The following is a 25159-nucleotide window of genomic DNA, read 5'->3' as shown; positions in this document are numbered from 1 at the left end:
GAAGGGTCCGAACCTTTTGAGATGAAGGGAGATGAGAGGTAGGATGGGTGCGGAAAAGCGCTTCTTTCGCTTTCTCATGATCGCCGGACTGCTGCTGGTGGTCTATTTCACCCTCACCTTGGTCATCAACATGGTCTATGGGGTGGACCTGGCCGGGAAAGGCGTACTCACGGTCATCAGGGAACCCCAATACCAGGACGGGGAGATGGTGGACCAGGGAGAGAGCGTGGTCCTGCATGGTGTGTCCGGTTGGGTGGCGGCCTTCTCCCCCTGGCTTGCGGTGAACGGCAACCTCCTAGCCCTGGGGTTAGTCCTCTTCGGCATCGGGTTCGCCCTCACCCAGCGCCGGGAGGGCAGGCTGGCGGTGACGGCCTTCAAGCTGCACGTCCTGGCCTGGTATCTCATGGGCGTGGTGCTGCTCATGCTGGTACTCGGTGTGGATCGCGTGTATTTCCTGCCCCATGCGGCGAAGAGCGGGGTGCTGGCCTGGATAGACTGGTATATATTCGAGTTCCTGGCCCACCTCATCTGGGCCGCGGTGGTCGCCTGCCTGGCCGTCTTCTTCCTGCGCTACGGCGGGAAGGAGCATGATGCAGGGGAGCAAGCCTGAGCCGCCGATATGGAGCATCGCCAGGCAGTATTTGCGGGAGCGGTGAAGCAAGCACATCGGTGGCCCGGCTGCGATCCGGGATGAAATGGAATCTGGGATTTGGCTCTCGACATATCGGAAATCGAGGATAGCGGTGTCGGAGCAGGGTCAAGGATCACGGACATCCATACGTAGGCGTCGACTCGCTCGTGTTGGCCATGCCGTGGCCTGCCTGCCTCCAGCTCCACCGCATCGTATGCCGATGCCCTTACGGTACCTTAGGGCTCATAATTTTAGCCATTTCCCAGACCTTGTTCTCCCGGAGGATCTGGTCATGCCATACGGGATCTTGGATGACATGGTTGACGCCTGTCCCGGTTCCTTGCCGGGACCCGCGCGGGTGAATTGAAAAACGTTGCCCCTAAGCAGGGGACGATATTCGCTTGCGAAATTTTCGGCGCCATGGCCTGTTTCCCGTGCTGGTTCCACGCCTGGTCTCCTGTGTCCGGATTGAAATAGAGGAGCGGCCATACCGCTCACACAGGAACGCTCTTGACGCCTGTACGGCGCCGTCGATCCGGGCCCTGAGGATCACTTGGGCACTGAGGTGGGGTAAGAATCCTTCGCCGTGGAATCCCTTGTACCGGAGCTGCCCATGTCGAGAAGGGCCGAGGTCGGTACGGATAGGAGGGCCAAGGCCGGTGCGGATGTGTCTTACAATGACTAGCGAACGGCTGACGATCCCGCCGGCGGGATTTGACGCCGCGGCGCCAGGCGGAATATCCTGGCCGGAGGAATCACGTCGGGAGGTATTCTTATGGAAGAAGTTGGCAGAAAGGGCGCTTTTGAGCCGGAGGAATACGCGCGCCGGCGGAGGATTTTTCGAGAAGCGATGCGGGAACAGGGGCTGGACGGTTTGCTTGTGACCGGGCTGCCTGACCTGCGTTACCTGTGCGGTTTCAGCGGGTCCAGCGGACTGGCTCTCCTCCTACCACGTTCAGGTTGGTTCCTTACCGATTTCCGTTACCGGGAACAATCCCGGGAAGAGGTTTTCGGCCTGCGTACGGTGATCTACGAGGAGGATATCGGAAGGGCTTTGCGGGACATTCTCCTCCGGACCGGAGTGGGCCCGGAGGCCGGTGCGGAAGCGCGGGGAAGGGACGGGGGGGAGAAAGCCGAGGGGCCCGCTTACGGTGATGACCGCGCGTGGGACAGGCTTCCGCGAGTCGGGTACGACCCCCATGCCCTCACCTGCGCAGAGCTTTCCCTATACCGGCGGAGGCTGCGAGGGCTGGTTTCCCTTGCGCCCCTCAGAGCGGGCCTTACGCGGCTGCGGTCGCGCAAGAGCTCCGCGGAGCTGGAGCTCATGAGAAGAGGCATAAGGGTGGCTGAAGAAGCCTTCCGGGAGGCATTGCGCGATCTGGAAGGAACTTCCACGGAGAGGGAACTGGCTCTGGGGCTGGACTACGCGGCACGCCGCCGGGGAGCGGAGGCCATGGCCTTCGAGACCATCGTGGCCGGGGGCAAGAGGAGCGCGCTTGTACATGCCAGGCCCTCCCAAGCCGGGCTCACCGGGGCCGTGGTGGTGGACTGGGGCGTCGTCCTCGGCGGTTACAGCAGCGACTGCACGCGTACCCTGGCCCTGGGGCGCGTGCCCGGAGAATTGAGGAGGGCACACCGCCTGATTCTCGAGGCCCAGCAGAGGGCCTTGGAAGCGGTGAGGCCCGGCGTTAGGGCGAGCGTCGTGGACCGTGCCGCTAGGGAAATCCTGGAAAAGGCGGGGTACGGGAAGGCATTCGGGCACGGGCTGGGGCACGGCGTGGGCCTGGAGGTCCACGAAGCCCCGAACCTCTCCCCCCGCAGCCGCGACATCCTGGAGGAAGGCATGGTGGTCACCGTGGAACCAGGGGTGTACCTCCCGGGAGTGGGAGGCGTGAGGGTGGAGGACATGGTGATGGTGACCAGGGGAGGAGCGGAGGTGCTCACCACGCTTTCAAGGTCTCTCGACCCCTCCGATTACTGAGCTCGGCGTGTGTTAAAATGGGACGCGAAAGTCGAGTCGGGAAGGAAGAGAGGGAGCATGATAACCACGGCCGATTTCCGTAACGGTATAACCCTGGATCTTGACGGCACGCTGTACACGCTCGTCTACTTCCAGCACGTAAAGCCCGGCAAGGGTGGGGCATTCGTGCGCACGCGCCTGAAGAACCTCAAGACCGGGGCGGTCATCGAGAAGACCTTCCGCGCCGGGGAGAGGGTGGAGCTGGCCATCCTGGACAAGCGGCGCATGCAGTACCTATACCGGGACGGCACCAACTACCTGTTCATGGACCTGGACACCTACGAGCAGTTGCCCATCTCGGAGGAGGAGGTAGGCGAGACCGCCAAATACCTGGTCGAGGGCGTGACCGTGGAAGTCCCCCTCTACGAGGGGAAGCCCGTGGGGGTCGAGCCTCCGGTGTTCGTGGACATGGAGGTGGTGGAGACCGCCCCGGGGGTCAAGGGCGACACGGCCAGCGGAGGGAGCAAGCCGGCCACTCTGGAGACGGGGCTGGTGATCAACGTGCCCTTCTTCATCGAGGTGGGCAATCGGGTCAGGGTGGATACCCGCAGCGGCGAGTATGTGGAGCGAGTGGAGTGAGAGGGTAGCCCATATGTTGGAAGCAGGGGAATACAAGCTGCGCCAGGGGGTACTGGAGCTCATAGCGGGGATAGCCCTGAACTCCGTGGAGGGAGCGTCGGGAGTGGGATTGCGCGGCGAACCGGCGGAGGAGGGACGCAAGAGGAGGAACCTCGCCAAGGGGATCAAGGCCTCACCATCGGAGGACGGGATGACCCTGGACCTCGAGGTGAACATGGATTACGGCGTGGATTTCCATGCCGTGGGCGCCGAGGTGCAGCGCCGCGTTAAGGAGGCCGTGGAATCGATGACCGGCTGGCCGGTGGCGGCGGTGAACGTGGATGTGGTGGGGGTGAACGCCGTCTAGGTGAGCAGTTCCCAGCTCTTCAGCCGGCGCACCCTGGCCAGGAAACTGGCCTGCGACGTCCTTTACCGGATGGACCTCACCGGGGAAAGCCTTGAGGAGGCCGCCGATTCCTTCCGCAGCATGCTCAAGGAGGGCGTGGAGGAGCATCCCCAGCCGCCCGACGGCATACCGGACATCTCCCTGGAGCGGGTGCGCCTCCTGCTGGGGGAGGAGGCGGTGATAGAGGAGCTCTACTCCTTCGGTTCCAGCACCCTCGTCTATCCGGCAGATCTGCCAGGTTTCTCCATCGACCTGCTTCGCGCTTACCTGGAGCACGGAGAGGAGATCGACCGGCTCATCGATTCCTACGCCGACCGCTGGTCCCTCCAGCGCATGCCCCTGGTGGACCGCAACCTCCTGAGACTGGCCATCGCGGAGCTCCTCTACCTCCCGGAGGTACCCCCCGGGGTTACGGTGAACGAATATGTCGAGCTGGCCAAGGTGTTCTCCACCGAGGACTCCGGGAAGTTCGTCAACGGGATACTGGGCCGGGTGCTCCGGGAGCGGGCGGGGAAGGGTGAGGGGCACGCCCATCGGGAAGAGAGAGAAGGGGGCTCAGGCGAGCGGCAGTGATCTCCGGGCCGGGGATCAGGGAAGAATCCATGCACGGCTCCCTTTCCGGTTGTGGAGGTTGAGCGGCAGTGGGAGCGAGGAGAGATCGAGGGCCGGGTGCTCGTGCAGGGGACGGAGAAAATGAAATCCGCCGTTTGGGGCAGAGGGAAAAGGTTCCGTGGGGTAGAAGTATTTTACGGCCGCCTTTTGAGGGTATGTTCTTCCCAGCGAAGGAAAAAAACTCTTTTCGCGGGGCCCGGCGAATGACGGCCAGGAACATCATGCGGGGCTGACGCTCGGCCCCGTTGTCCGCCCCCATAGGCGGTGTTATGATAGATAATACCTTTAAATCCAGTCCCGTGAGGCTGGCAAGGGAACGAACGGTGATCGACGGTAGCCCTCCTGCGCCGGCCGCAGGGGGGCTTTTTTGGGGCCGGTAAGAGGGATGGCGGGTTCGTGATCGAAGGTCCGGGAGAGAAGTGAGGACGGCGAGCGCCAGGGCAGTGCGCCGTGCGGGCGGCGGGGATACAGAAAATGGCCCGCAGGTGAGCCCCGCGGGGTAGGGAGAGCGCGGGAGGGACGGGGATGGGTTTCCGGGTGAAAGCCAAGGTGATGGAGGAGGACGACATACGCCGGGCGGTGCGACGCATCGCCCACGAGATAGTGGAGCGCAACCGGGGCGCCTCGGACCTGGTGCTTGTGGGGATAAGGACTCGCGGCGTGCCCCTCTCCTCGCGTATCGCCGAGGCGGTGGCTTCCATAGAGGGGGTGGAAGTCCCGGTGGGGAGGCTGGACATCACCCTCTACCGCGACGACCTGCATACCCTGGAGCAACCGGTGGTAAGGGAGACCTACCTCCCGCCCGATCTGGAGGGGAAGCACGTGGTCATCGTGGATGATGTCCTGTACACCGGGCGCAGCGTGCGCGCCGCCATGGACGCCATCATAGACTTCGGCCGCCCGGCCACCATCCAGCTTGCCGTTCTGGTGGACCGCGGCCACCGCGAGCTCCCCATCAGGGCCGATTACGTGGGGAAGAACCTCCCCACATCCAGGGAGGAAGAGGTCAAGGTGGCCCTCAAGGAGGTGGATGGGGAGGATGCCGTGTACATCGGCTACCCGGATTGAGGTTTTGTTCCCGGAGCGTTCCCGCATACCCCGTGGACCTCATGGTCGCGAGAGCGGGAGAAGGGAGGTCCGATGACGGTTGACGCCGCGGAGAGGAGACATCTCCTGGACGTGGACGACCTGACCCGCGAGGACATGGAGCGCATCCTGGAGACGGCGCGTTCCTTCTCCGAGGTCATGCGCCGCCCCATCAAGAAGGTGCCCTCGCTGCGAGGAAAGACGGTGGTCAACCTCTTTTACGAGCCCTCCACCCGGACCCGGCTCTCCTTTGAGGTGGCAGCCAAGCGGCTCAGCGCCGACGTGTTGAACTTCGCCGCCTCCACCTCCAGTGTGGAGAAGGGCGAGAGCCTCAAGGACACCGCCCTCACCCTGCGCGCCATGGGGGTGGACGCCGTGGTCATCCGGCATCCGGTGTCAGGGGCTCCATGGCTCCTCCGCCGCTGGCTGGACGTCACGGTGCTCAACGCCGGGGACGGCATGCACGCCCATCCCACCCAGGCCCTGCTGGACCTCTTCACCATGCGGGAGAGGCTTGGAGACTTGGAGGGAAGGACCATCGCCTATGTGGGCGATATCCTCCACTCCCGGGTGGCACGGTCCGGTTTCAAGGCCTGCTTGGCCATGGGGATGAAGGTGGTGGCCGTGGCGCCTCCCACCCTCCTGCCGCCGCTCCTGCCGGAAGGGGTCGAGGTGTCCTATGACCTCGACGAGGTGATTCCCCACTGCGACGTCCTCTACATGCTGCGGGTACAGAAAGAGAGGCTCCTGGAGGGCAGATTCCCGTCCCCGCAAGAATATGCCAGATATTACCAATTAAACAACGAGCGCCTGAGGGCCGCCGGTCCGGGAGTGGTGGTGATGCACCCCGGTCCCATGAACAGGGGGATGGAGATCTCCTCCGAGGTGGCCGACGCACCACATGCCGCCATAACCGCCCAGGTGGCAGCGGGGGTAGCGGTGCGTATGGCCGTGCTCTTCCTCCTGCTGGGGCCGGGAGAGAGGGGTGATTGAATTGGCGGAGCTGCTGATTCGCGGGGCGCGGGTGATAGACCCCTTCCAGAACCTGGACGGAGTGCTTGACGTGGCCATATCCCGGGGTCGGGTATCCGAGGTGGGGAGGGGGCTTTCCACGGAGAGCCGGGAGGTCCTGGAGGCGGAGGGGCTGGTGCTCGCCCCCGGGTTTCTGGACATGCACGTGCACCTCAGGGACCCGGGGAGGGAGGACGAGGAGACCCTGGAGAGCGGGCTGAAGGCCGCGGTGCGCGGCGGGTTCACCGCGGTTTGCTGCATGCCCAACACCGACCCCCCTTTGGACAATGCCGCTCTGGTGGAGGACCTGGTACTGCGGTCTCGTGGGCTGGGGCTGGCGGACCTCTTCCCCGTGGGCTGCCTCACCCGGGGTAGGGAGGGGAAAGAGCTGGCGGAGATGGGGCTCATGTACGCCAGCGCGGCCCGGGTGAGGGCTTTCTCCGACGACGGGGACGCCGTGGCCGACTCCGGCCTCATGAGGCGTGCCCTGCAGTACGTCCGCAAGTTCGGAGGGGTCGTCATCTCCCACCCGGAGGATGTCGACCTCTCCCGGGGAGGCCAGGTCAACGAGGGCCGGGTCTCCTTCACGCTGGGGCTGCGGGGCATCCCGGCTCTCGCCGAGGAGGTCATGGTGGCCCGTGATATCCTGCTCGCCGAGGAGACGGGGGCGCGCCTACACCTCACCCACCTGAGCACCGCCGGGTCGGTGCGCCTGCTCCGGGAGGCCAAGGAGCGGGGGGTGAGGGTGACCGCAGATGCTACCCCCCATCATCTGGTACTCAGCGAGAGGGACATCCGCGATTACGACACGGTGTACAAGGTCAATCCCCCCCTGCGTACGCCGGAGGACGTCAGCGAGCTGCGCCGAGCCCTGGCCGACGGTACCCTGGACGCGGTGGCCACGGACCACGCCCCCCATTCCCCGGAGGAGAAGGAGAGGGAGTTCGACTACGCTCCCTTCGGTATGGTGGGGATGGAGAGCGCCTTCCCGGTGCTGTACACGGAGCTGGTGGAGAAGGGGGAGCTGGAGCTGCCGGTGCTCATCGAGAGGCTGACCCTGGGCCCGGCAAGGGCCGTGGGGCTGGAACCTCCGGATTACGGTGAGGGGATACGCGCTGGGGCCAGGGCGGACCTCGTGCTATTGGATACGGCGAGGGAATGGGTCATCGATGCCCATGCCTTCGCCTCGCGGGGAAGGAACTGCCCTTTCCACGGCTGGAGGGTGAGGGGAAGGGTGCTCATGACCATCAAAGGGGGAAAGGTCGTCCACTACGCAACGGAGTGGGGACGAGCGCACCCCCGGGGCGAGAAGGTGAGCGAAAAGGCTTGAGATCTCCCGGTGTGGGCTGAGAGACGAGGGGGTAAGGGGTTGAAAGAGGGGGTTAGCGGAAAGGTGCTGGCCGTGGGTCCCGGAGCGCTTACCCTGGACCAGGGAAGTGGGTTTCAATACCTCGCGGCGAGGATATGCCGCTGCCTGCGCAGGAGGGGCTTACGGGTCGCGGTCCTGGAAGACAACCCGGCCACCCTCATGGATGCGGCAGGCGGCGAGGGGGAGCTTTTCCTGGAGCCGCCTCTACCCGAGGTGGTGGCCGTGGTGGCTGAGGTATGCGGTGCTTCATCCCTGTGGTTGGGCACGGCGGGACGCAGGGGCTGGACCCTGGCCAGGGAGCTGGCGGCGGAGGGATACTTAGACCGGACGGGGCTGGAGATCGCCGATGTCCGGGACCGGGTGCTCTGGGCCTGCGGGGACCGCTCCCTTCTGCGGGAGATATTGGAGGAAGGCGGGATGAACAACCCTGCCTTCCGGACGGCGTCAAGTCTGCGGGAGGCTCAGGAGGCCGCATCACAGCTCGGTTTTCCGCTGGTTGTGCGCCCCCATTTCTCCAGCGGCGGGTGGGGAGCCGGCGTGGCCTTCAATCGGGAGGAGCTGCCCTCCCTTTTCATGGAGGCCAGCCGGGAGAGCCCGGGGAACGAGGTGTTGCTGGAGGAATACCTGGGGGGATGGAAGAAGTACGTTGTCTGCGCCTTGAGGGACGCTCGTGGAGGGTCGGTGGCCGCGGGGATCGTCGAGCAACTGGAGCCCCTGCCCCTCCACGAGGAGGATGCGGTGATCGCCGTGCCGCCGCTTCCCTGTGGGGAGCTCCTCTATGCCCTGGGGGAGATTTCCAGGAAAGTGGCGGGACTTCTCGGCGTGGTCGGGCTGGCGGAAGTGAAGGTGGCGGTCAACCCGGAGACTGTGGACGCCTACGTCCTGGACGTGAACGCCGGGCCGAGGAGAGCGACCCCCCTCCTCGAGTTGGCCATGGGCATCGACCTGGTGAGCGCGCACGTCGATCTGCTCTGCGGCGGAAAGGTGGAGGACATCGCCATTGAACGGGAGGCCCGGGAGACTTTCCTCTACCTGCCGCGCTTTTTCTATCCCGAGGAAGAGGGAGGGCAGGGCCACCTTTCCCTGGGTTGCCGCTCGGTGGGGAGGACCGTGCTGTGGGGAAGAGACGTCGCAGGGGCGGCCCGCCGTGCCCTGCGCCTAATGGAGGAGGACGCGGGTTTCCGGGGCAGCACCCGCGAGGCTCTCGAGGAGCTGGCGAAGCAAGCGGATGGGCGGCGGGCGGTTAAGAGGACAGCGGCGCGCTCGGGGGCCGGGGGGAAAGCCGATCCGCAAAGGGAAGGGGAGGAGGAAGTCGCCCTGTGTCTCAATGTCTCGGGAGAGGACACAGGGCAGAGGCGCATGGTCTTCCTCGCCGCGGGGAGTACGCGCCCGGGAAGCGGCCAAGAGCTGCACTTCAACCTCTACCGGGCGCTGCTCGCCTGGAGGTCCCGGGGAGGAAGCGCGGCAGCCTACGTGGGCGACCCGGGTCTCGGCCTCTTTCTGGCCGGGGAAGCGGATGCGGTCTTCCTGGGTCCTCCCACCCCGCATGGTTTGAGGGAGGCGTTGCGGAGGGCAAGTACCCGGAAACTGTGCCCCCATTTCGGGGGAGGGGAGGCCATGGAGCTGGCGCGGCGTACGGCGCTGGATGGCGGGGACGTGGAGGTGGTCGGGGGGTGGCCGGAAGGGGGGGACCTACCCATGATCCTCAGGCGGTTGCGTTCCTCCGGGCTGCCCCTACCGGGCTTCGCCTGCGGGCGTGAGGAGGCGGAGGATTTCCTGCGCACCTGCAGGTTTCCCGTCCACCTGACCCTCTTGGCGGGAATGGAGGAGACGGCCAAGAGGGTCTGCTACGCGGCAGGGGAGGCCGCGGAGTACCTGGCCGCGCACAGGCAGGCCTACCCGGTCCTGAGGGAGTTGAGGGAGGATTCCCTTGAGGTGCTGGTGGAAGCGGTGGCACGGGAGGGAAGGTTGACCTGCATGCTGGCCTGGCAGAGCTTGCAGGGTCCCGGCGGCGATGCTGGGGAAGGGCCGTCCGTGTACCCGCCGCTCCACCTGACCTCCCAGCAGTATGCGAGGTTGCGGGAGGTCGTGGAGGAAACGTTGCGGACGACCGGTTGGAGCGGCGGCGTCTCCCTCCGCCTGGAGGTGGAGGGAGGGGAGATGAGGGTCTGGGACCTATCGCCGGGCACGTCCGAGCTGGTGCCCTTTCTGACCAGGGCCTCCTCCCTGGACCTTGCGGAGCTCGCCCTGGGAGCCCTTCTCGGGGAAGAAGCGCCCGCCGCGGAGCTCGCGGGAAAGGGGAGCGCAGTACGCTATCCCATCTCACCCCTTGGACTGATAGCCGGGGAGGACCTCCTCCTCAACACCTGCCGCAGGCGTACCGGCGAGGTCATGGGAGTGGGCGAGAACCCGGGGGATGCCCTGGCCAAGATCCTCAGCGGCTTGGGGATGCGCCCCTCCCCCGGTGGACGCGTCCTTCTGAGCGTGGCCAACCGGGAGAAGAGGAGGGCGGTCCTTCTGGGTAGGGAACTGGTGGAGGCCGGTTACCGGCTGGCAGCCACCCGCGGAACGGCTCGGGCCCTCCGTGCGGCGGGAATGGAGGTGGAGGAGGTCAACAAGCTCCGCGAGGGGCGGCCCAACGTGCTCGACCTTTTGCGCAACGGGGAGATACAGTTGGTGGTCAACGTCCCTCGCGGAAGGCATCCGCATTCGGACGGCTTTTACATACGGGAGGACGCCGCCCGCCACGGTATCCCCTGTCTTACGGACATGGAGGTGGCCCTGGCCCTGGTGAGGGGAATGCGTGTCGCAGGGACCGGGGGCTGGCCCTTGCGGCCGGAAGGCATCCCGGTATTGGGTTTCGCGGCGGCGAGGGGAGGGTGAGATTTGCCCCCGCTGGCCTTCCGGTCGACGGTGCTGGAGAGGCGGGATTACGGCTGCGCCTCCGAGGTGGTCTTCCGAGTCGGAGACGGTTTCTCGCCCCTTCCGGGCCAGTTCGTCCACCTCCTCTGTGGCGGAGGGGGGAGGATAATCCGCCGCCCCTTCAGTGTCTTCCGCCATGAGGGAGGGATTGCCTCCGTGCTGGTGAGGGAGGTGGGAGGAGGAACGGCCTGGTTGCGCCGGAGGAGACGAGGAGACGAGCTGGACATCCTGGGGCCTCTGGGAAGGGGTTTCGACCTCACCGGAGGGGGAGAACACGTGCTGCTCGCCGGGGGGATCGGTGTTGCGCCACTGGCCTACCTCGGGCGCCGGCTGACGGAGAGGGGAGGGAAGGTGACCCTCCTCTGGGGAATGGAGAAGGGGACGGAATACGGTAGCCTTCCCGAGTCGCTGGGTGAGGAGTTCGACCTCCACATCGCCACCGCGGATGGTTCGAGGGGTAAGGAGGGAACGGTGCTCGAGCTCCTCTCCCCGGAGATGACCCCCGGGACCCACCTTTTCTATGCCTGCGGGCCGCGGTCCATGCTTGTGGCCCTTACGGAGCGTCTTTCCGCTGCAGGCCTCCCTTCCCTCCAGGTGAGCGTGGAGGAGAGGATGGCCTGCGGCCTCGGTGCCTGCCGGGGATGTGCGGTGCCCGCCGTGGAGCCTCCGGGGGGCTACCTGGCGGCCTGCCGGGACGGGCCCGTCTTTAGAGCGGAGGAACTGGATTGGAAGCGGATGATGGAATCGATCTGAGGGTGGAACTGGCAGGGATCTCCCTCAAGAACCCCTTCCTGGTCTGCTCGGGGACCTTCGGCAACGGGAGGGAGATGTCCGAGCTGGTGGACCTCAACGCCCTGGGAGGACTGATGACCAAGGCGGTGACCCTCGAGCCCTGCCCGGGGAACCCTCCTCCCCGGCTCTGGGAGACCCCCTCGGGTATGTTGAACTCCATTGGGCTGGAGAACAAGGGCCTGGAGAGGTTCCTGGCCGAGGACCTGCCCTGGCTCTCCCGCTTCGACGTCCCGGTGTGGGTGAACGTGGCCGGCTTCAGCGCCCGGGAGTATGTGGAGGTGGCGGAAGCGGTCTCCCGCTCCGGTCTGGCTGCCGCGGTGGAGCTCAACATCTCCTGTCCCAACGTGGAGAAAGGAGGAGCTTATTTCTCTCGCCGACCCCGTGAGGCGGCCGAGCTGGTGGCTCGCGTGCGGGAGGTCGTGGACATCCCGCTTTTCGTGAAACTCCCCCCGCTGCCGGGTGCCATGCGGGAGACGGCCCTGGCCGTGGCGGAGGCCGGAGCCGACGGGTTAAGCCTCATCAACACCCTACCCGCCATGGCCGTGGACGTGGAGAGGTGTCGCCCTCGCCTGGGGAACGTCACCGGCGGGCTTTCCGGCCCCGCCATCCATCCCGTGGCCGTGCACGCGGTCTGGGAGGCCTCGGGCGCGGTGGACCTGCCGGTCATCGGCATGGGGGGGATATGGTCCTGCAGCGACGCCGTGGAGATGCTCATGGCCGGGGCCGCGGCGGTGGCCGTGGGCACCCTGAACCTCGTCGATCCCCGTGCCGTGCCGCGCCTGGCGGAGGAACTGGCGGGTTTCATGCGGTGGAAGGGTTACCGAAGGGTCCCGGACATGGTGGGCTTGCTGCGCAGGAGGGGTTGGGGATGACGGCCGCGCGCCGCGTTGGGGATCCGCTCATCCTGGCCCTGGACGTCTCGGAATGGGAAAGACTGGAAGCGCTTGCCGAGATGGTCCGGGGGGAGGTGGAAACGGTGAAGGTGGGCCTGGAGGCCTACACGCGCTTCGGCCCGGTTCTGTTCCGGGAGATGAGGGAGAGGGGTTTTCGGGTCTTTGCCGACCTCAAGCTCCATGACATACCCAACACGGTGAGCGGGGCGGTGAGGGCGCTGGCCCGCTGGAGGGTGGACATGCTCACCGTCCACCTCTGCGGTGGGAGGAAGATGCTGGAAGCCGCGGTACGCGCCGCCCACGAGAACGGGGGAAGGGCGGGAGGGACCCCGCTGCTTATCGGGGTCACCGTGCTCACCAGCCTGGAGGACGGGGACCTCGAGGAGATGGGCTGGAGAGGCGGTGTGTCGGAGATCGTGCTCCGGCTTGCCAGGATGGGCGTCTCCTGCGGGCTTGACGGGTTGGTCTGCTCGCCGGCTGAGGTGGCGGAGCTCCGGCGGGAGTTGGGAGAGGGCCCCCTGCTGGTCACGCCGGGAATCCGGCTGCAAGGTGCCGAAACTCATGACCAGGCCAGGACGGCCACTCCGGGCGCGGCCCTCCGGGCGGGAGCGGATTACCTGGTCGTGGGAAGGGCGGTCACCGGACAACCCCGACCCCTGGAGGCGCTTCGGGCCCTGCGGAGGGAGATTGGTTTATCATAGGGATGAATAGGGATGAGGGCGGCGGAAGCCCGGAGCGGGATGTGAAGCGGAGAGGCCTCACCTAGGCGCACCGGTAGCACTTGTCACGAGGAGCGGCCTGAAACCTTTGAATGTGCCGATAAACATTGGAGGCCTGGTACCGAGAAGGCCGGGACCGTGAGACTCCACGCCTCTGCAATGCGTTTGGGGCATGGATCTCAAGGAGCGGCGGAGGACCGTTGAACAGGAGGGTGGGAAATGAACCAGTGGGAGGTGCTGGAGATCCTGGAGAGGGAGAGGGCGGTGCAGAAGGGCCATTTCCTGCTCTCCTCGGGGTTGCACAGCGACACCTATGTGCAATGCGCTCGCGTCCTGCAGCATCCTCATCTGGCGGAGAGCCTGGCCGACGAGCTGGCCCGGGGTTTCGCGGGGCTACCGGTGGACGTGGTGGTCAGCCCCGCACTTGGCGGCATCATCATCGGCTACATGGTGGCCATGGCCATGCGCCGGAGGATGGTCTTCGCCGAGAGGGAGAACGGACGCTTGGCGCTGCGCCGGGGACAGACCCTGCAGAGAGGGGAGAGGGCCCTCATCGTCGAGGACGTCATCACCACCGGGAGCTCGGTACGGGAGCTGATGGAGCTCGTGGAGTCCAAAGGAGGCGTTACTGCCGGCCTGGGGGCGATTATCGAGAGGGGGGAGGACCGCGATTTCGGGGTCCCCAAGAAGGTATTGTTGCGCCTGGAGGCGCCGGTGTGGGAGCCCGATGCGTGTCCCCTCTGCCGGGAAGGCCTGGAGCTGGAGGCTCCCGGAAGCAGGCACCTGACGTGAGGCGTTACCGCTGTTGTGGGGCCGGAGGAGGGGGTTTATACTTATCTGGACATCGGCGTAGGGAGGATGTGACCTGAGGAGGGATATGATGGCCAACCAGAAGCTCCCGGAATTGACGGCGGAACAGCGGAAGGTAGCCCTGGAGAAGGCGGCGAAGGTCAGGAAGGAGAGGGCGGAAATCAAGAAGTCGCTCAAGGAAGGCAAACTGAAGGTCAGCGAGGTCCTGGCCAAGGCCGATGACGATACCTACGGGAAGATGACCGTGAGATCGGTCATCGAGTCCCTCCCCGGCGTGGGGAAGGCGCGCGCCGCGAAGATCATGGAGGAGATAGGCATCAGCGAGACACGCCGCGTAAAGGGTCTGGGTCCCAAGCAGGTCCAGGCCTTGAAGGAAAGATTTTCCTGACAGGCGACATCGCAAGGCCTGTCGCGGCGGGAACCGGGTTCCACGCCGTCAAGTCCAATTCGACAGGAGATATAATGCGACGCGGACGCCTTTTCGTCGTCGCCGGACCTTCCGGCGCGGGGAAAGGTACCCTTGTCGCCGAGCTCCTTAAGCGCTATCCACGGGCTCGCCTGTCCGTTTCCGCCACCACTCGCGATCCCCGTCCCGGGGAAAGAGAAGGAGTGGAATACCATTTCCTGGACCGCGAGGAGTTCCTCAGAAGGGCCGGCGAGGGCGAGTTCCTGGAGTGGGCGGAGGTACACGGCAACCTCTACGGTACCCCCCGCCGCGACGTGGAGGAGTGGCTGGATAGAGGATATGACGTCATCCTAGAGATAGACGTGCAGGGAGCCCGGCAGGTAAGGGAGAGGGTGCCCGATGCGGTGACCGTCTTCGTGGAGCCCCCTTCCCTGGAGGCACTTGAGGAGAGGCTTCGCCGCCGGGGGACGGAGAGCGAGGAAGAGATACGCCGGAGGCTGCGCAACGCGGTACGGGAGAGCGGTGAGAAGGACGGTTTCCGGCACGTGGTGGTGAATGACGAGTTGCAGCGCGCCGTGGAGGAGCTTTGTGCTATATATGAGAGTGAGTCTTCCTCAACGGAAACATAAAAAAGAAGACGGGAGGTAAGCGTTGTGGCACTGATGAAGACCAAGATCGACGACCTTTTAAGGGCGATGAACAATTCCCGGTTCGGATTGACCATCGCCGCCGCCAAGCGGGCGCGGCAGATAAACAATTACTTCCGCCACCTGGGAGACGGGCTGGGGAGGGAGGCAGGCCCCCAAGTGGCCTCGGCTTCCAACAAGGCACTGACCCTGGCCCTGGAGGAGATCGCCCAGGAGAAGCTGGAGTTCGAGGTGCCGGACGACGGGACCAAGTAAGGGTACCGCACAGGGGGATCGTTCGATCTCATGACCTGCGTCGTTTTCGGGGTGACCGGTGGCATCGCCGCTTACAAGGCGGTGGAGGTGGTGCGCCGCCTGGCGGAGAGGGGGTTGGACGTGCGCGTGATAATGACCGAGCACGCCACCCGGTTGGTGGGGCCGGACACCTTTCGCGCCGTTTCCGGTAATCCCGTCTCCGTGCGCCTTTTCGACGCTCCGGGACCGGCCATGGAGCACATCTCCCTGGCCAGGGCGGCCGATTTGGTGGTGGTGGCGCCGGCCACGGCCAACATCCTGGCCAAGATGGCGCACGGCCTGGCGGACGACCTGCTGTCCACCACCCTCCTGGCCACACGGGCTCCGGTCCTGGTGGCTCCGGCCATGAACCGGGAGATGTACCGCCATCCCGCCACTCAGGACAACCTGAGGAAACTGCGGGAGAGAGGAGTTCACGTGGTGGGCCCGGAGAGCGGCGCCCTAGCCTGCGGGGAGGAGGGGGAGGGTCGCATGGCGGAGCCTCCGGCCATAGTGGAGGCCGCCCTGCACATCCTGGGACTTAGAGGAGACCTCTCGGGGCACCGCGTCCTGGTGACTGCGGGAGGGACGCGCGAGCCTCTGGACCCCGTCCGTTTCATCGGTAACCGTTCCAGCGGCAAGATGGGGCATGCGCTGGCCGAGACGGCACGGGAGCTGGGGGCCGAGGTCGTGCTGGTAAGCGGTCCCACCTCTCTCCCGGCCCCGCCGGGGGTGGAGAGGGTCATGGTGGAGACGGCGGAGGAGATGCGCCGGGAGGTCCTCTCCCGTTTCGCGGGCTGTTCGGCAGTGGTGATGGCCGCCGCGGTGGCCGATTTCACCCCCGCCCGTAAAAGTGAGGAGAAGATAAAACGTGGTGGAAGGGAAGGTCTGACCGTGGAACTGGTACCCACACCGGACATCCTGGGCGAACTATGTGCCCGGAGGTCACCAGGGCAGGTACTCGTGGGTTTTGCCGCCGAGACGGGGGATTTACTTGAGAAGGCCAGGAAGAAATTGGATGACAAGGGCGTGGATATCCTGGTGGCCAACGACGTGTCCAGGCCGGGTTTGGGCTTCGATTCCGACCTCAACCAAGCGGTTATCCTCTTCCGGGATGGCAGGGAGGAGGAGCTGGACGTCATGCCCAAGAGAGAACTGGCATTGCGGATATGGAAGGCGGTGTCCGACTTACTGGGTAGCGTTGGAGGTCAAGTCCCTGCCCAGACATGACGATAAAAAACCGTTCCCTTTGGTTACGAGCGGGCGTTGGAGGAGATGAGGTGGCAAAGCTGGTGAAGAGGGGGATAGTACTCAATGTCTCCACCTATCCGCTTCCTACCCTGCTTCCCCGCAAGGCCAACCGCCGCTCCAAGACCCTGACCTTTGATATAAACTTCGACCTGGTGGAGGAGGACGGGAAGACCACCAAGGTCTGGTTCTACCGCGGTTTCCGTTTCCCTCCCCCTCTCGATGACGGGGACCGCGTGGAGGTGGTGGGGAAATACGGGCGCATCTCGAAAGACATATTTTATGCCTCCAGGATTGTGGACCCCAGGAGAAATAGGATATATACTGGTTTTCGGAACCGGAGGATAAAGGCGGAGGAGGTAGCGGAAAAAAGACCTCCTTCCGAGGAGCGTGGCTTTTAGGTCGGAGTGGCGGAATCGGTAGACGCGCTAGGTTGAGGGCCTAGTGAGGAGCTTCCTCATGGGGGTTCAAGTCCCCCCTCCGACACCAGGTTAAGACCCCGGCAAGCGCCGGGGTATCGATTTTAAGGAAGGTGGACCCTAAAAAGGATAGGCAAGGGGTGCCGTCCGGGGGAGGGGGGTTAGTACGCCGTCCGTGGTCAAGCATGTCCCTGGGGAAGCGTTAGGTCAGGCGCTTGCAGGGGCATGAGACCGGCCTTCCAGCCTGGCCCACGTTTTTCCGGGCCTCCCTCGCATACGGGAGCCTCCCTTCCCTGGGCTCCTTCCACTCTCTCCGGGAAAAGGCCGGGAGGCGGGTTAGTGCCCCTCTCCCGCTTCCGGCGAAGGCGACCCGTCTTAATGGTAGTCGGACAGGAATTCCAGGATCAGGGAGTTGACCTCCTCGGGCCTCTCCTGCTGCACCCAGTGGCTGCACCGGGGAATGTATTTTATGGTCAGGGGACCCTCCACTTCTTCCTGGAAGTCGTAGGTGAGCTCCTTCCCCAGGGCCCGGTCCTCCTCGCCCCATATGACCAGGGTGGGGCAGCGGACCTTGGCCCGGGTGGAAGATGCGGCGCGCGGAGCGCGCAGGAACTGGCGGAACGCGGCCCGGTAGTAGTTGATGCCCCCCGTGAGGGCCCCCGGCTTGGCCGCCGCCTCCTTGAACATGGCGATGTCCCGCTCGGTCAGGGCATCCTTGTCCAGCAGCCAGCCGCGGAAGGCCTTCTCCACCAGGCGGTAGTCGAAGGCGCGGAGCGCCAGCTCTGGTAGGATGGGGATCTGGAACAGGAACATGTAGTAGGAACGCCGGAGCTGCGCGCGGTTGGTCATGAGGTGGCGTATGAGCACCGACGGCGGGGGGCAGTTGAGGATAATAAGGCGGTCCACCATCTCCGGGTAACGGGCGGCGAACGGCCAGGCCACTCCACCTCCCCAGTCGTGGGCCACCAGCACCGCGCTTATCTCCCCCAGGTGGCGGATGAGCCCGCGTACGTCCTCCATGAGGGCGGAGAGGCGGTAGTGCATCACGCCCACGGGTTTCTCGGTCTGGTTGTAGCCCCGCATGTCCGGGGCCACGACCCGGAACCTCTCCGCCAGCGCCGGTATCTGGTGCCTCCACGAGTACCAGAACTCCGGAAAACCGTGCAGGAGGAGTACCAGCGGCCCCTCACCGGCGGTCACGTAATGCATGCGCAGGTTGTTGACGTGAGCATAACGGTGCTCCCATGACTCCTCGCCCATCGCTACCTCCTTGGTTCCCGAACTCCCCCTGACCGTAATCCCGAGCTCCCCGACCGTAAGGCAGAAACGCACACGGGCGTCGAACGCCTTTCCGCGGTACCCTTCCTGTGGCCAGGGTTTGCGTCGTCACGTCCCATTCATTTTATCAACCCGCCTGAGGAGCGGCGTATTCTCGCGGCGGTGTCGCCGGGAGCCGTGCCCGCCGGACCGAAATTCCGTCAGCGCATTTAAGAGGGGCCGAAAGTTACCTATCCATAGCGGGGGGAGAACCGCCGTTCCACTAATTCTGAGGAGCGGCGTATTCTCGCGGCGGTGTCGCCGGGAGCCGTGCCCGCCGGAACGGAATTCCATCGGCGTATCGAAGCCGGACCGGGGAAGGCCCTCCATAACGGGAAGAGAACCGCCGTTTCTGCCTCTGAGGTACAGTCCGGACCGTAGCCTCCTGGTCGGATGTGTTACCGCGGAATGTAAAATAGGTTAAACCGGCATGCCGGAAAGGGCGTGCGGGAGAGACTTAAGGGGCGCGATCGGAGCTATGGGGAAGGACATGGTCACTTCTGCTGGAGGGAGCGGGGAGGCGGGTGGGGCACTGGCCTCCTTCCGCCACCGCGATTTCCGGCTTCTCTGGTCCGGGGCTTTCGTCTCTAACGTGGGGACCTGGATCCATAACACCGCTCTTTTATGGTTCGTCAAGGAGACCACGGGGACCAACACCTGGGTAGGGGCGGTGAACATGGCCAGCTTCCTGCCGCTCTTTTTACTGGTCCTGTGGTCGGGTTCTTTGGCCGACCGCCTGGACCGCCGCAAGATGATAATCGCCACCCAGTCGGCCATGATGTTGGGGGCGTTGGGGATGGGGCTTTGCCTGCGCGCCGGCCTCTCCTCCATGGGTGCCATCATCCCTTTGACCGCGGCCATGGGGCTGGCCTTCGTCTTCAACTTCCCCGCCTGGCGGTCCATCATCCCCGACCTGGTGCCTCCCCGGGACATGCTGAACGGGATCGCCCTGGATGCCGCCCAGTTCAATCTGGCGCGGTGCGTGGGCCCGCTGCTGGGGGCCCTGGTGCTGAACCTATGGGGCGCCGAGACCGCCTTCTACGTCAACGCCGCCAGCTTTCTGGCCGTATTGGCCGCCCTTCTCCTCCTGCGCACCAAGACCCCGCCGGTGGGGAAGGCGGGGGCTACCGGTTCGCACATCCTGGAGGTCCTGAGGCTGGCCGCCGGTGAGGGGTGGGCCCGCAATCAGCTCCTGCTTCTGGGGGTGATGTCCTTCTTCGGGCTCTCCTTCCTGGTGCTCCTCCCCGGTTTGTCCAGGGACGTGCTCATGCGCGGCTCGGGGGGATACGGCGCGCTGCTGAGCGCCATAGGAGCGGGAGCGGCGGTCGGGGCTCCTCTGGTCACCCTCCTGAGGCGCCGCCTGCCGGAGAGGGCGATCATCAAGGCCTCCGCCGTCGTGGTGGGACTCGCCCTTCTGGGCGTGGCGGTATGCCGCGTATTCTGGCTGTGCGTGGTCCTGTCGGTGATACTGGGGACCTCCTCGCTCATGATGAGCGCGGCCATCAACACCGTGTTACAGGCCCGGGTGGGGAGAGAGATGCGGGGGAGGATCATGAGCCTCTACATCCTGGTCTTCCAGGGCCTCTATCCCCTTGGCGGGATGTTCCTGGGCTTCATGTCCGACCGGATAACCATACCCTGGACCCTGGTCCTTGGCGGTTCGGTTTGCACTGCTGCCGGACTCACGGTGGTCCTGTTCCCTTCTCTCTTGAGGCATGCCGTCACCTCGGCGAGGGATACCCAGGGGGCTTGATACAGGTCTCACGTGCCCGACCGCCTTGTGAGCCGGTCCGGACGGTCCGTCCTGCGCCCTGCGGATTTGAGTTGGGGGCGGGCGATGGGGTGCGGAGAGAAGCCTGGGCCTCCGGGGCGGTGAGACGCGATCTTCCCCGCCCCGATCCCGCCGGATGGGCCGGACGAAGCGGAGAGGAAAGCCCTCGTAACATGGGGGACCGTGGTGCTGTGCCGGGGCAATGCAGCGGGTGTTATCATATACACGAGCCGCGTGCCGCGAGCATGGGGAGGTGGAGTTGAAAGCAGCGTCCAAGCTCATTTACATGATCTTCGCCTACCTGCTGGGGACGGTGAACCTCTCCTATATCCTGGCCAGGAAGGAATTGGGCCTGGACCTGCGGCGCAGCGGGAGCGGGAACCTGGGGGCCTCCAACCTGGCCGTGCACCTGGGAAAAGGAAAGGCGGCGATGGCCTTTTTCGCCGATTGCGCGGAGGAGGCGGCAGCTCTCCTGGTGGCCAGGGCCCTGGGATGGAGCGAGGCATGGCAGGCCGCCGCTGGGCTGGCGGTCATCGCCGGGCACAACTGGCCCTTCTATCTCCGTTTCCAGGGCGGGAGGGGGATGGCCATGGCCTTGACCGGCACTCTCATCCTCCTCCCCTACGAAGGGCTGGTGCTGGTGGGTTTCCTCACCCTAGGGGTCTTCAGCCGCCACACGGCGGAGATGAACCTCTTGGCCCTCTTCCTGGTCCCCGTGTTGGCCTGGCGGTGGGGAAGGCCGGCGGCATTTATCGCCTTTACCCTGGGAGTGCTCGCCTTTGCGCTCCTGCGGCGCGCGCAGGGGAGCCCTGAGGTGGGAAAGAAAAAATTGAGGGAGGACCCCCGGAAGGTACTCTGGAGCCGGATCATCTATGACCGGGAGGCGGATTGACGCGCGCAGTGGAGGAGGCACTTCCGGAGGGCGTCCGGTTGACGTGCGGGGTGGCGGATGCCTCGTCGTTCAGTGAATGAGGTGGGCGTGGAGGCAGGCGGGAGAGGGGAAGCCCATCCGCCGGGGGCCAGAGAGCTCGCCGGCGGTGTGCTGGAGGACCTGCGGGCGCTGTGGGCCAACCGGGATTTCCGCCGCCTGTGGGTAGGACAGTCGGTATCCTCCATCGGGGACTGGCTGGCCACCTTCGCCCTCATGGCCCTGGTCTGGAACCGTAGCCGATCCGCGGCGGCGGTGGCCGGGCTTTTGGTCCTCCGCGTCGTCCCCTCGGCCTTCTCCGGTGCCGTGGCCACCTGGATAAGCGACCGCTGGGACCGCAAGAGGATCCTCATCTACTGCGACGTCCTGCGGGGGTTACTCATCATGTGGGTGGCGGTCCTGGATTCGCTGGCCTACCTGTACGTCCTCATCTTCGGCATGGAATTCATAACCATCATCTACCTGGCCGCCCGGGACGCCAGCCTCCCAAACCTGGTGGAAGGGGATAACCGCCTCACCATGGCCAACTCCATGACCCTGGGTAGCGCCTACGGGTCCATACCCCTGGCCGCTGCCGTCTTCGCCCTGCTCACGGTGGGGAGCTCACCCCTCTTTCGGGGACTGGAGGGGATGGTCTTCTTCTCCGACCACCCCTACGCCTTTTCGCTCCTTGCGGATGCCCTGACCTTCTTCTTCTCCGCTCTTATGATAAAACGTATCTCCAGGCCCCTGATCCTCGCCCGGGAGGAAAGGGAGGCCCAGGAGAGGGCGGAGAGGGTGGACTTCCGCTCCGTGCTCACCTTCGCCTTTCGCAACCGCTTCATGCGCACCCTGACCGCGGCTCTGGCCACCGGCACCCTGGGCGGCGGCGCGCTCTTCGCCGTGGGAGTGGTCTATGTGCACGAGGTGCTGAGAGGGAACGACACCCAGTTCGGCTTCCTCATGGCCCTTTTCGGGCTGGGCATGCTGGCGGGCATCGTGGGCCTGCAGTTCCTGGCCCGGGTGCGGGCCAAGTGGTTCATCTTCAAGCTGGGGTTGCTCTGCGCCGGAGGGACGCTGATATGGATGTCCCTGCTCACGGTGATGTTCATGGCCTACCTGGCGGCGCTGGTGTTCGGGGCCGCCTTCTCGGCCATCTTCCTCACCGGCATCACCATGGTCCAGGAGGTCATCGAGGACCGCAACCGAGGGAAAGCCTTCGCCGCCTTCCATTCCGTATCCCGCGTCTTCCTGCTGCTGGGGGCGGCGCTGGCCGCGGGCCTGGCGGGAGCGGTGGGCGATTTCCGCCTCCATCTTGGCGTTTTCCGCCTTCACGTCTGGGGGACCACCATCGCCATGTTCGCCGCAGGGGTACTCATAGCCTCGGTGGCCTTCCTCCCCCTACGGCAGAGGTTGGAGGAGAGCGAGGCCGGACTGCCGGTTACGGGAGAGGACCTGGAGGCTGGAGCGGGGCGGAGCCTTCCCCCGCCCAGCCACGCCTAGATGAAGGCCGCCCCCACCACCCCCGGTCCGGTATGGCACCCCATGACCGGGGTGAACTGGGAGACGATTATCTCCCCCCGCGTCTCCGTGCCCCCGCCGATCATCTCCGCCAGCTGCTCGGCCTCCTCAGGGGCGGAGGCGTGGAAGACGGCCACGCGGAGGGGTCCCCGCCGCTGGCCGAACTCCTTGACCCGGGCGGCTATGAAGCGGCGGGCCTTGGCCGCGGAACGTTTTCTGGAGGCCAGCGCGGCCTCCCCGTCTTTGAAGCGAAAGACCGGCTTGATGGAGAGGGCTTCGGCGGCCATGGCGGCAATGGCGTTGACCCTCCCGCTCTTGCGAAGGAACTCGAAGGTGGAGATGTAGGCGAAGAGCTCGGCCGAAGAGCAGAGCTCGCGTCCCAGGCGCAGGCATTCCTCCAGCGGCTCGCCCCGGCGGGCGGCGTCGGCGATCTCCAGGACGGCCAGGCCCTGCGCCATGGCCGCGGTACGGGAGTCCAGCACCTCCACCCTGGCCTCTCGGAAGGTGTCCGCGGCTAGGCGGGCGTTGTTGTAGGTGGCGCTCATGGTGGAGGAGATGGTCACCACGAGGATGGCCTCATACCTCTGGGAGAGCTCGGAGAAGGCCTCAAGGAAGGCGCCCGGAGTGATGGCGGAGGTGGTGGCGGGCTGGGAGAGGTGAGGTAGTCGCGCGTAGAACTCCTGGGGGGTGATGTCCACGCCGTCCCGGTAGAGCCTGCCGTCGAGTTGCAGGGTGTATGGCAGCACGACTATTCCCAGCTCCTCTGCCATGGAGGCCGGGATGCAGGCCTGGCTGTCGGTCACGACGGCTACCTTCATGTCCTGCCCTCTTTCCCCGGGAAACAGTCCGGTGCACGGTCGATACTACCTTAACAGACCGGCGGTGGATGCGGAAGGGCAAAGTGGCTGGGCTTATGCCACGGAAAAGGCGATGGGAGCCGGGGCGCCGATCCATCAGGCTGGAAAATCCAGGCATGAATGAAGAGCGGGAGGTGTGCCCCGGCCATCGCGCCATGCGGCATTCCTTAATATTTTGGCCGCGGCGCAGATGGGAGGGGAAGGATATGCTCGTGCGGATGGCCATGCGGTGGTCCTTACGGAGGGAATGGAGGCGCATCGAAAACGGGGATATCCGGGCCGGGCGCCTTGCGCTGGGGAGACTCCTGGGGAGGGAACAGCCCGCATTTTTGAGGCATCCAGCCCCATTCTTGGCAATTATTACTATTAGAGGGCTATTAGAGGAGAGCTCCCCAACCCGGGAGGCCCTCGTCGGCCCCGATGCCGATGCGGAAGGCGCATGCGAAGCACCGCTCCACCACGGTCGTGAAAAGCGAGGCGGGGAAAGCGCAGAAGGCGGAGCCGGGATACGGCATGCGCACGATGAGGATTAAAGGCCGGGAGTGAGGTGCCGATTTAGTTTATGAACGCGAGGCACGGATCGGAGAAGGGGCCTACCAGGACAAGGGCGAAAATTTGCACGGCATCTGAAGGGTACGATCTTCTTGCGACATTTTCTCCTTTTAGGAGGCTGGTTGGAGTCCATGAGGACCTGAAAATCCTTTCGGCAGGATCGCCGTTATCGGACTTACGGGGAAAGGGAGGTAAGGCGATGAGGCGGTGCGCTGGCTGCGGGGTCCCCACCCTGGTGGGAAAGGAGTTGACCTGGCGGGAAAACGGGGTCATCGTCCAGACCAGGGATCCCGATCACCGCATGATCTTCTACGAATCGGAGAACCTGGACCAGCTCTTCCGGGGGATAGAGGAGATCATCGGGGTGCCCATAGGGCACATCGTCATCGAGAGTAAGCGCCGTGAGACGAAGGAATACGTGGAGAACCTCATGCCGGCGCCGGTGAGAAAGGTGGCCCGTTACGTGGGCCTCAAGCCCATGATCAGGCGCCTCAGCGTCAACGGCATGGCCTACGGCTTCGGGCACGTGCGCCTTGCGCAAAAGAGGGTGCACTTCCGGGACGACGATTACGTGTGACCATGCTGGTGAGCAACCCCCATTCCCTATACTTCCTATGCGGGGAGATCCTGGGGGCCTGGGAGGCCATCGACGGGCGCGAGTGCTGGGTGCGCTATGAGGAAGTGGCGCCTAACTCTTACGAGGTGACCACCTCCGTCGGCTCTCATCCCCTGGAGCTCGCGGAGAGGCTGCAACCTCCGCGTTACGCCTATCGGCCGGGAAAGTTGGAGCTCGACAAGTGCCGGGCCTGCGGTGTACCCGCGGCAGTGGCCTCCTGTCGCTGGGACGAGGCCTTGGGGACGATCACCGATCCCTCCACGGGGCGGAGGATGGCCATCTTCGGCCCTTCCGGACTGGAGGCGGTATTTGAGGACCTGGAATCCGAGCTGGGTGAGACCATCCCGGAGACCATCATCGAGGCCCAGCGGAGGTATACCGTGCGCACCCTGCGCCGAGAGGAGCTGGAAGGCGGCACGGAGGGCATCGGAAAGATGCTGGCCGTACGCGGGCTGGGGCTGCTGGAGGACATCCGCTTGGGCAGGGAGGGCCTGGACCTCGCCCTCCACAACGCCTGCGTCCCGCTGGTCCTGGCGGGGCTTTTCCAGGGCGCCTACGAGGTGGTGGTCGGGAAGGAAGGTAGCCGGGTCACCTGGGAGATGTCCCGGGACGGGTATCTCGAGGTTCACGTAAGCCCCGCCTGAATTCCGGGATGCGAGCCTTACGGGACAGCCCTTGCCCCCACTGCGGCGCTTCCGAATATATATCAAGCTATCAAACGCAGGGAAGCCTTAGTGCGAGCAAGAGGCCACGTCGTCGGGCAGCCGCTTGTACCGGCATCCGATGCGGGAGCTTG

At 65.1% G+C, this 25159-nt stretch carries 25 protein-coding genes and 1 tRNA gene; 24 read left to right on the top strand and 2 right to left on the bottom strand.

The window, feature by feature from the left end; translation table 11 throughout:
* The first annotated feature begins 31 nt into the window (after window positions 1-31).
* The 19 genes from H7007_RS10470 to H7007_RS10380 all read left to right on the top strand — a co-directional run bounded on the left by H7007_RS10470 (window position 32) and on the right by H7007_RS10380 (window position 16892).
* A complete protein-coding gene (locus tag H7007_RS10470; protein ID WP_287155203.1) occupies window positions 32-610 on the top strand; it encodes a hypothetical protein in 579 nt (192 codons plus the stop codon).
* Window positions 611-1406: 796 nt separating this feature from the next.
* Window positions 1407-2612 carry a M24 family metallopeptidase gene (locus tag H7007_RS10465; RefSeq protein WP_287155202.1) on the top strand — a complete coding sequence of 402 codons (1206 nt, stop codon included), beginning with the start codon at window positions 1407-1409 and terminating at the stop codon, window positions 2610-2612.
* A 57-nt stretch (window positions 2613-2669) separates the two neighbouring features.
* A complete protein-coding gene (gene efp / locus H7007_RS10460; protein ID WP_287155201.1) occupies window positions 2670-3230 on the top strand; it encodes an elongation factor P in 561 nt (186 codons plus the stop codon).
* Window positions 3231-3243: 13 nt separating this feature from the next.
* Window positions 3244-3576 carry an Asp23/Gls24 family envelope stress response protein gene (locus H7007_RS10455; RefSeq protein WP_287155200.1) on the top strand — a complete coding sequence of 111 codons (333 nt, stop codon included), beginning with the start codon at window positions 3244-3246 and terminating at the stop codon, window positions 3574-3576.
* A complete protein-coding gene (gene nusB, locus H7007_RS10450) occupies window positions 3577-4188 on the top strand; it encodes a transcription antitermination factor NusB (protein ID WP_287155199.1) in 612 nt (203 codons plus the stop codon).
* Between the two features lie 564 nt (window positions 4189-4752).
* Window positions 4753-5295: a bifunctional pyr operon transcriptional regulator/uracil phosphoribosyltransferase PyrR gene (pyrR, locus tag H7007_RS10445; protein WP_287155198.1), complete on the top strand. Its 543-nt coding sequence runs from the start codon at window positions 4753-4755 to the stop codon at window positions 5293-5295.
* A 72-nt stretch (window positions 5296-5367) separates the two neighbouring features.
* Window positions 5368-6306 carry an aspartate carbamoyltransferase catalytic subunit gene (locus H7007_RS10440; protein WP_287155197.1) on the top strand — a complete coding sequence of 313 codons (939 nt, stop codon included), beginning with the start codon at window positions 5368-5370 and terminating at the stop codon, window positions 6304-6306.
* 1 nt (window position 6307) lies between these two features.
* Complete coding sequence (locus H7007_RS10435) at window positions 6308-7654, top strand: dihydroorotase (protein WP_287155195.1); 1347 nt, start codon at window positions 6308-6310, stop codon at window positions 7652-7654.
* 39 nt (window positions 7655-7693) lie between these two features.
* The gene (locus H7007_RS10430; protein WP_287155194.1) at window positions 7694-10576 is read left to right on the top strand and encodes an ATP-binding protein; all 2883 of its coding nucleotides are present in this window, start codon (window positions 7694-7696) and stop codon (window positions 10574-10576) included.
* A 3-nt stretch (window positions 10577-10579) separates the two neighbouring features.
* Complete coding sequence (locus tag H7007_RS10425) at window positions 10580-11368, top strand: dihydroorotate dehydrogenase electron transfer subunit (RefSeq protein WP_287155193.1); 789 nt, start codon at window positions 10580-10582, stop codon at window positions 11366-11368.
* Window positions 11341-12279 carry a dihydroorotate dehydrogenase gene (locus tag H7007_RS10420; protein WP_287155192.1) on the top strand — a complete coding sequence of 313 codons (939 nt, stop codon included), beginning with the start codon at window positions 11341-11343 and terminating at the stop codon, window positions 12277-12279. The genes H7007_RS10425 and H7007_RS10420 overlap by 28 nt, the downstream gene beginning before the upstream one ends.
* On the top strand, window positions 12276-13001 hold the full coding sequence (gene pyrF / locus H7007_RS10415) for an orotidine-5'-phosphate decarboxylase (RefSeq protein ID WP_287155191.1): 726 nt from the start codon (window positions 12276-12278) through the stop codon (window positions 12999-13001). Before H7007_RS10420 ends, pyrF begins: the two co-directional genes overlap by 4 nt.
* A 237-nt stretch (window positions 13002-13238) precedes the next feature.
* Window positions 13239-13811, top strand: coding sequence for an orotate phosphoribosyltransferase (gene pyrE, locus H7007_RS10410; protein ID WP_287155190.1), 573 nt, complete (start codon window positions 13239-13241; stop codon window positions 13809-13811).
* An 88-nt stretch (window positions 13812-13899) separates the two neighbouring features.
* On the top strand, window positions 13900-14217 hold the full coding sequence (mihF, locus tag H7007_RS10405) for an integration host factor, actinobacterial type (protein WP_287155188.1): 318 nt from the start codon (window positions 13900-13902) through the stop codon (window positions 14215-14217).
* Window positions 14218-14291: 74 nt separating this feature from the next.
* Complete coding sequence (gene gmk / locus H7007_RS10400; protein ID WP_287155187.1) at window positions 14292-14864, top strand: guanylate kinase; 573 nt, start codon at window positions 14292-14294, stop codon at window positions 14862-14864.
* A gap of 33 nt (window positions 14865-14897) precedes the next feature.
* On the top strand, window positions 14898-15137 hold the full coding sequence (rpoZ, locus tag H7007_RS10395; RefSeq protein ID WP_287155218.1) for a DNA-directed RNA polymerase subunit omega: 240 nt from the start codon (window positions 14898-14900) through the stop codon (window positions 15135-15137).
* Between the two features lie 30 nt (window positions 15138-15167).
* Window positions 15168-16385 (top strand): bifunctional phosphopantothenoylcysteine decarboxylase/phosphopantothenate--cysteine ligase CoaBC, encoded by a 1218-nt coding sequence (gene coaBC, locus H7007_RS10390; RefSeq protein ID WP_287155186.1) that lies wholly within the window; start codon window positions 15168-15170, stop codon window positions 16383-16385.
* Window positions 16386-16435: 50 nt separating this feature from the next.
* Window positions 16436-16804: a hypothetical protein gene (locus tag H7007_RS10385; protein ID WP_287155185.1), complete on the top strand. Its 369-nt coding sequence runs from the start codon at window positions 16436-16438 to the stop codon at window positions 16802-16804.
* Window positions 16805-16892 (top strand) — tRNA-Leu (locus tag H7007_RS10380).
* Window positions 16893-17197: 305 nt separating this feature from the next.
* Here H7007_RS10380 and H7007_RS10375 read toward each other — a convergent pair.
* Complete coding sequence (locus H7007_RS10375; protein ID WP_287155184.1) at window positions 17198-18082, bottom strand: alpha/beta fold hydrolase; 885 nt, start codon at window positions 18080-18082, stop codon at window positions 17198-17200.
* A gap of 547 nt (window positions 18083-18629) precedes the next feature.
* Here H7007_RS10375 and H7007_RS10370 point away from each other — a divergent pair.
* The 3 genes from H7007_RS10370 (at window position 18630) to H7007_RS10360 (ending at window position 22320) form a co-directional block, all read left to right on the top strand.
* Window positions 18630-19892, top strand: coding sequence for an MFS transporter (locus tag H7007_RS10370; RefSeq protein ID WP_287155183.1), 1263 nt, complete (start codon window positions 18630-18632; stop codon window positions 19890-19892).
* 277 nt (window positions 19893-20169) lie between these two features.
* The gene (locus H7007_RS10365) at window positions 20170-20802 is read left to right on the top strand and encodes a glycerol-3-phosphate acyltransferase (protein WP_287155182.1); all 633 of its coding nucleotides are present in this window, start codon (window positions 20170-20172) and stop codon (window positions 20800-20802) included.
* Window positions 20803-20859: 57 nt separating this feature from the next.
* Entirely contained in the window at window positions 20860-22320 is a 1461-nt protein-coding gene (locus H7007_RS10360; protein WP_287155180.1) for an MFS transporter, read from the top strand.
* On the opposite strand, the gene H7007_RS10355 is transcribed toward H7007_RS10360, so the two are convergent.
* Window positions 22317-23156: a DegV family protein gene (locus H7007_RS10355; protein ID WP_287155179.1), complete on the bottom strand. Its 840-nt coding sequence runs from the start codon at window positions 23154-23156 to the stop codon at window positions 22317-22319. The genes H7007_RS10360 and H7007_RS10355 overlap by 4 nt on opposite strands.
* Window positions 23157-23946: 790 nt before the next feature.
* Here H7007_RS10355 and H7007_RS10350 point away from each other — a divergent pair.
* Window positions 23947-24324, top strand: coding sequence for a hypothetical protein (locus tag H7007_RS10350; RefSeq protein ID WP_287155178.1), 378 nt, complete (start codon window positions 23947-23949; stop codon window positions 24322-24324).
* Window positions 24321-25007 (top strand): hypothetical protein, encoded by a 687-nt coding sequence (locus H7007_RS10345; protein WP_287155177.1) that lies wholly within the window; start codon window positions 24321-24323, stop codon window positions 25005-25007. The genes H7007_RS10350 and H7007_RS10345 overlap by 4 nt, the downstream gene beginning before the upstream one ends.
* Window positions 25008-25159 lie beyond the last annotated feature (152 nt).

It is taken from the genome of Candidatus Solincola tengchongensis (assembly GCF_015711935.1).
In the GTDB taxonomy this organism is placed as follows: Bacteria; Actinomycetota; Geothermincolia; order Geothermincolales; family RBG-13-55-18; genus Solincola_A; species Solincola_A tengchongensis.
Note: the sequence above shows the minus strand (reverse complement) of the source record. Positions and strands in the feature narration are given on the sequence as shown.